This window comes from Paenarthrobacter nitroguajacolicus (genome assembly GCF_029952445.1).
GTDB classification, from domain to species: domain Bacteria; phylum Actinomycetota; class Actinomycetes; order Actinomycetales; family Micrococcaceae; genus Arthrobacter; species Arthrobacter nitroguajacolicus_B.
On record NZ_JAQPPK010000057.1, the window covers coordinates 1 to 5,317 of the forward strand.

The window sequence follows — 5,317 nt, forward strand, 5'->3', positions numbered from 1 at the left end:
CCTCCACCAAAACCGACAACCTCAAAGTCACCACCGCCTTCCCCACCACCGCGGACAACACCTTCCAAGGCGCAACCTCCACCATCGCCTTCGCCTTCACCGGCACCCAACGCACCGAAACCACCAAGTAACACGGCCGGCCGCAAAGCCACCCCAACCCCGCCGGGCCTGGTCGGGCGCCCCCCTGCCCGATCAGGTCCGCCGGTACGAGTTTCACTTAGCTGTTAGCTCCACTGATACCGATTTACCCCACTGAATGATCTGCCCCACAGACTGAAAGGAACGCCAGGACATGAGCACCATCGAGACCCTCAACGGACCAGCACTCCATGGCCGGCGTTCCGCTACGAACACTTCAGCCTTCAAGGCCACCGCCCGGAAAGGGACCACCACCGCCGTGAGCATCACAGCCGCCGAGACCGCCGTCGTTGAGCCGACCGCCGCCGCCGAGGCCGCCGTCGTTGAGCCGACCGCCGTCGTCGAGACCGCCGTCGAGACCCGCGAAGCGCCGGCCACCAAAAGCGCCTTCCGCCGCGTTGCCGGGGCCGTGGCGAAGGTCGTTGCTGTGGGCCTGCTGGTTATCGGCGCACTGGTGTTCCTGTTCCTGGCGATCGGTCCGCGTGTCCTGGGTTACCAGACCTCCACCATGCTGACCGGTTCCATGTCGCCCTTGATCAACCCCGGAGACGTGGTGGTGACCGTTCCAACACTGATCCAGGACATCAAGGTGGGCGACATCATCACCTACCACATCCCGGTTGAGGACCAGCGGGTGGAAACCCACCGCATTGTCGAAATCACTACTACGGCAGATGGCGGCGTGGCCGTGCAAACCAAGGGCGACGCCAACAACGGCATCGACCCCTGGATTGCCACCCTTCAGGGCAAGACCGTGGACAAGCAAGTTGCGACCATCCCGTACGTGGGCAACGCGATCCGTGTCCTTCGCGAACCGATGGTGCTGAACATCCTGATGTACGGCGCACCGGCCATCCTTGTGATCGGAATGCTCGCCTCCATCTGGACCAAAGACCCCAGCAAGACGTGGCCGGAGGGCGCCGCACAGACCCAGGCAGTAAGCGGTGAGTGAGCAAGAGGTACCCCCGCAGGGGTCGAATCCGCTGGAACCGTGCAAGCTGCAAGCGCTGGCCGAGGAGTTGGGAGACTCCCGGCTGGCGCTGCGTTTCCTCTCCACCTACCTGAACATGCTGCCTGGACGGCTCCTCAGGATTTCCAATGGCCTTTGCCACCATGACCTCGACGCCAGCATGGACGCCGTGCTCAGCCTCAAGATCTCCTCGGCCATGGTGGGCGCAGTGGAAACCGAAACCCAGTGCCGGGCCATTGAGATGATGATCCGGGAAGACCACTTCGACTCAGCGGTAGAGGCACTGCCGGAATTGAGGAAGTCCACCGACCGGTGCTTCGCCGCCGGTCCGCAGCTGCTGGGGACGGCAAAGGACTCCCTTTGCCAGAGTCCCCGCCATCCAAAGATCGGCTAGTTGTCAGCCGTAACAGCTTCCTCGGTGTTCCTGACCTTTTGTGGGACCAGGAACAGTGCCGCCACAGCAAGTACGCCTGCGGCGGCAAACACGTAGAAGCCCGCCGGGTAGGCGATATTGGCTGCAACCAACGTTCCTGTCACAGCCGGGCCGACGATTGCGCCGAGCCGGCCCACTCCGGCGGCGAAACCCAGGGCCGTTCCGCGGAGTCGTGACGGGAAGAGCTGGCTGACCCAGGCGTACACCAGCACCTGCGAGCTGAAGACGAAAATACCCGTAACGAATACGGCTGCATTGAGCAGGAATTCGTTGGGGATTTTGACGCTGAGGATGGCCAGGAACACCGCCGACAACCCGAACCACATCAGCACGATCTTCTTGGTCCCGTGCTTATCGGCCAGGACGCCGGCCAGGAAGAGCCCCGCAACAGCGCCGAGGTTCAGCACGAGCAGCAATGTCAGGCCAGTGCTGACGGGGTATCCGGCGGCTGCCATCAGCTGTGGCAGCCACGTGTTGAGGCCATAAACCAACAGCAATCCCATAAACGACGCCACGCCGATTCCCAGCGCAACCACTGGATAGGGCTTTTGGAGCAGGTCCCGGAAACCGGTCTTGGTGGCGTTGCTGGCAGAACGCTCGACGGCGGAAGCAGGCTTGGTTGCCTCGCCCGCCGTGGCCGGGGCTGCTTCAGGCAGTGACTCGGGCAGCTTTGCCCACAGGAATGGCAGGAGCACCAGCCCGGCAAGACCACCAATGATGAACATGAGGCGCCAGTTGGGCACGATGATGATGGCCAGCAGCGCCGTGGCCACCGCACCTACGTGGTATCCGGTCATTGTCCTGGTGGTGGACTTTCCCGCTGTCCCGGCCGGGGCGTAGTCGTTCATGTAGGCCAAGGCCGCGGGAAGGCAAGCTCCCAGGCCGAGTCCGGCGAGGAGGCGCAACACCGAGAACACCGCCACGTTGGGTGCGAAGGCCACGCCGATGGTGAATATCGAGAAGCCTGCCACACAGGCGATCAGGAGCTTGCGGCGGCCAAACTTGTCGGAGAGGGGTGCAATGAAGAGTGCGCCCAGGCCGACACCTACCAGGGAAATCGTGGCAGCGAAGGTGGCCCCCACGGCGTCGAAGCCGAGTTCTCCGGTCTTGATCAGTGTTGGTATGACGGTCCCAAGGACCACCAGGTCGAAACCGTCCAGGACCATGGCCAGCCAACAAAGCCACACGGGCCATTGGGAGCGGCGGGCAGATGACATCGTTGGCATAACGTCCTCGTTGTGTGAATGCCGGCTATCTGAACGGCCGGTCAGTTACGAGATTTGTATCACCCCTGCATGTAACGCGGCACACGTTCTACCATTGAATGGAATTCGAGGTTTGTGCGCCGTGCCATCCGGCAGGGCTTGCGAGTTTTTCGCGACTCAAGCGAGGCGCGCCCTATGGAAGGTGGTGGACGGTGGCCAACTCAGCTTCCGGTGACTCCGTGGTGGAGCGGGTTGTGCGGGTGATCGCCGCGTTCCCCGAGGGCGTGACATCACTGCAACTGACCGAGCTCGCCGAGCGGGCAGGCCTCCCGTTGTCCTCGGCGCACCGGCTGGTCCGCCAGCTTTCGGAGCAGGGGCTACTGGACCTCGGCGCAGGCGGCACAGTGCGCCTGGGGTTGCGTTTATGGGAGCTCGTCAACCGCAATTCGCCGACGTTGGCTCTCCGCCAGGCTGCCATGCCCTTCATGGAGGACATCCAGCAGGTCCTGAACCAGAACGTGAATCTGGCTGTACTCGAGGGATGGGAGGCACTGTTCGTAGAGCGTCTTTCCCGACGTGGCTCTGTGGCCAACCGGGCGCGGATCGCGGGGCGGATGCCAGTCCACATTTCGTCGGCCGGTCTTGCGCTCATGTCCAACCAGCCCCGGGAATTGCAGGCGGAGTACCTCAAGCAATTCCGGGACCCGACAGGGAAGGTCACTGCCGACGTCGTCCGTCATCTCCTGGCTGAAGCGGCCCAGCAAGGGTATGCGCAGCTGGCTGGGGTGGTGGATCCGGACACGTGGGGGATTGCCGTGCCGGTGATGGACACCAAGCGCCGGACGGTGGCGGCGCTTGGCGTGGTTGTTCCCCTGGCTGAGATGCGGCTCCAGGCCCTGGTCCCGGCTTTGCAGACAGCGGCACGAGGAATCGGGCGTCAGCTGGGGAATTAGCCCTGACTTCCATTCAACGGAATCTATGTAACGCCAATCACCCCTCGCAGGCGACACTGATTCCAGACTCATCCCGGTGACCCGAAGCGCAGGGATACGCAACGAAGCGAGGAATCATGGCACGCACACCCATCACCACCCAAGTAGCCATCATGGGTGGAGGCCCGGCTGGGCTCATGCTTTCCCACTTGTTGGCAAAGCAGGGAATCGACTCCGTGGTGGTCGAGATCCGCAGCCGCAAAGACATTCAGGAGACGGTCCGTGCCGGCATCCTCGAGCACGGCACAGTGAACCTGCTGGTCGACTCAGGTGTGTCTGATCGGGTGCTGCGCGAAGGCGACCGCCACGACGGCATCGAACTGCGTTTCAACGGAGAGAGCCACCGCATCAACTTCAAGGAACTCGTTGGTGAATCCGTTTGGTTGTACCCGCAGACGGACGTTTTCATGGACCTCGCCGCCCGCAGGGAGGCCGACGGCGGCGACGTCCGGTACAGCGTCAAGGACACCACGGTCCATGACCTCGAAGGAAAACCGAAGGTCTGGTTCACAGACTCGGAAGGCCAGGAGTTCGAGATCCAGGCCGACTTCCTCGTGGGTGCCGACGGCTCGCGCAGCCACTGCCGCTTCCAGATCCCGGAAGCCAACCGCAAATGGCACTTCCACGAATACCCTTTCGCTTGGTTCGGAATCCTGGCAGAAGCGCCGCGGAGCGCGGATGAACTGATTTACGCCAATTCACAAGACGGGTTCGCCTTGATCAGCCAGCGCACCGAAACGGTTCAGCGCATGTACTTCCAGTGCGACCCCAAGGAAAACGTGGCTGACTGGGACGACGAACGGATCTGGTCCGAGTTCCGCAAGCGCGTCAATGGCAACGGCTTTGAGCTCAAGGAAGGACCGGTCCTGGAAAAGATGGTCCTCCCTTTCCGCAGCTTTGTTCACACCCCGATGCGCCACGGAAACCTTTTCCTTGCCGGCGACGCTGCCCACACGGTCCCACCCACAGGGGCCAAGGGCCTCAACCTGGCCATCCACGATGTCAGGGTGCTCTTCGAGGGTCTCGATTCCTTCTACTCCAACGGTTCAATGGCGCTGCTCGACTCATATAGCGACCGCGCCCTGGACAGGGTCTGGAAAGCACAGCATTTCTCGTACTGGATGACTTCCATGCTGCACACCGTTCCGGGAGCCGACGACTTCGACCGCGCCCGCCAACTTGGCGAGCTGCACTCGGTGGTCTCGTCGGAGCACGCCAAGGCGTACCTGGCGGAGTCGTACACGGGATGGCCGACGTCGCGTTGATTCCGGCGTAGGGAAGTACACCAAAATCAAGAACCGGACAGCCGCCCCCGTGGGCGGCTGTTTGGGTTTCCGCTTAGCCTCGTCGGGCGCTTCGCCGTTTACTTAACCCGTCGAATCAGCCCAATGCTATTGGGCCCGTGCTTATGTTTTGGGTGGGGTGTGGTGGTGGTTGCGTCTGGGTGTTTGGTGGGGGTCGATGTGTGGTGGGGGGATGAACCATGGGGTGCCGGTTTCCATGGTGATGCGCCATTGTTCTTTGTGGATGAGGTGGTGGTGGTGGGAGCAGAGGAGGGTGCCGTTGTTGGTTCCTGTGG

At 62.4% G+C, this 5,317-nt stretch carries 5 protein-coding genes and 1 pseudogene; 4 read left to right on the forward strand and 2 right to left on the reverse strand.

Features of this window, described 5'->3' with window-relative positions:
• The first annotated feature begins 292 nt into the window (after positions 1-292).
• A complete protein-coding gene (locus PJL15_RS22425) occupies positions 293-1,090 on the forward strand; it encodes a signal peptidase I (RefSeq protein ID WP_281453336.1) in 798 nt (265 codons plus the stop codon).
• Positions 1,083-1,502: an Hpt domain-containing protein gene (locus PJL15_RS22430; RefSeq protein ID WP_281453337.1), complete on the forward strand. Its 420-nt coding sequence runs from the start codon at positions 1,083-1,085 to the stop codon at positions 1,500-1,502. The genes PJL15_RS22425 and PJL15_RS22430 overlap by 8 nt, the downstream gene beginning before the upstream one ends.
• On the opposite strand, the gene PJL15_RS22435 is transcribed toward PJL15_RS22430, so the two are convergent.
• A complete protein-coding gene (locus tag PJL15_RS22435; RefSeq protein ID WP_432443853.1) occupies positions 1,499-2,767 on the reverse strand; it encodes an MFS transporter in 1,269 nt (422 codons plus the stop codon). The two genes, PJL15_RS22430 and PJL15_RS22435, sit on opposite strands and share 4 nt — an antisense overlap.
• 191 nt (positions 2,768-2,958) lie before the next feature.
• On the opposite strand from PJL15_RS22435, the gene PJL15_RS22440 reads away from it, so the two are divergent.
• Together PJL15_RS22440 and PJL15_RS22445 are read left to right on the forward strand one after the other, a co-directional pair.
• Positions 2,959-3,699 carry an IclR family transcriptional regulator gene (locus PJL15_RS22440; RefSeq protein WP_281453339.1) on the forward strand — a complete coding sequence of 247 codons (741 nt, stop codon included), beginning with the start codon at positions 2,959-2,961 and terminating at the stop codon, positions 3,697-3,699.
• 116 nt (positions 3,700-3,815) lie between these two features.
• Positions 3,816-5,003, forward strand: coding sequence for a 4-hydroxybenzoate 3-monooxygenase (locus PJL15_RS22445; protein WP_281453340.1), 1,188 nt, complete (start codon positions 3,816-3,818; stop codon positions 5,001-5,003).
• A 141-nt stretch (positions 5,004-5,144) separates the two neighbouring features.
• Here the strand turns inward: PJL15_RS22445 and PJL15_RS22450 are convergent.
• A pseudogene (locus PJL15_RS22450) lies at positions 5,145-5,317 on the reverse strand (DUF222 domain-containing protein); the annotation flags it as partial.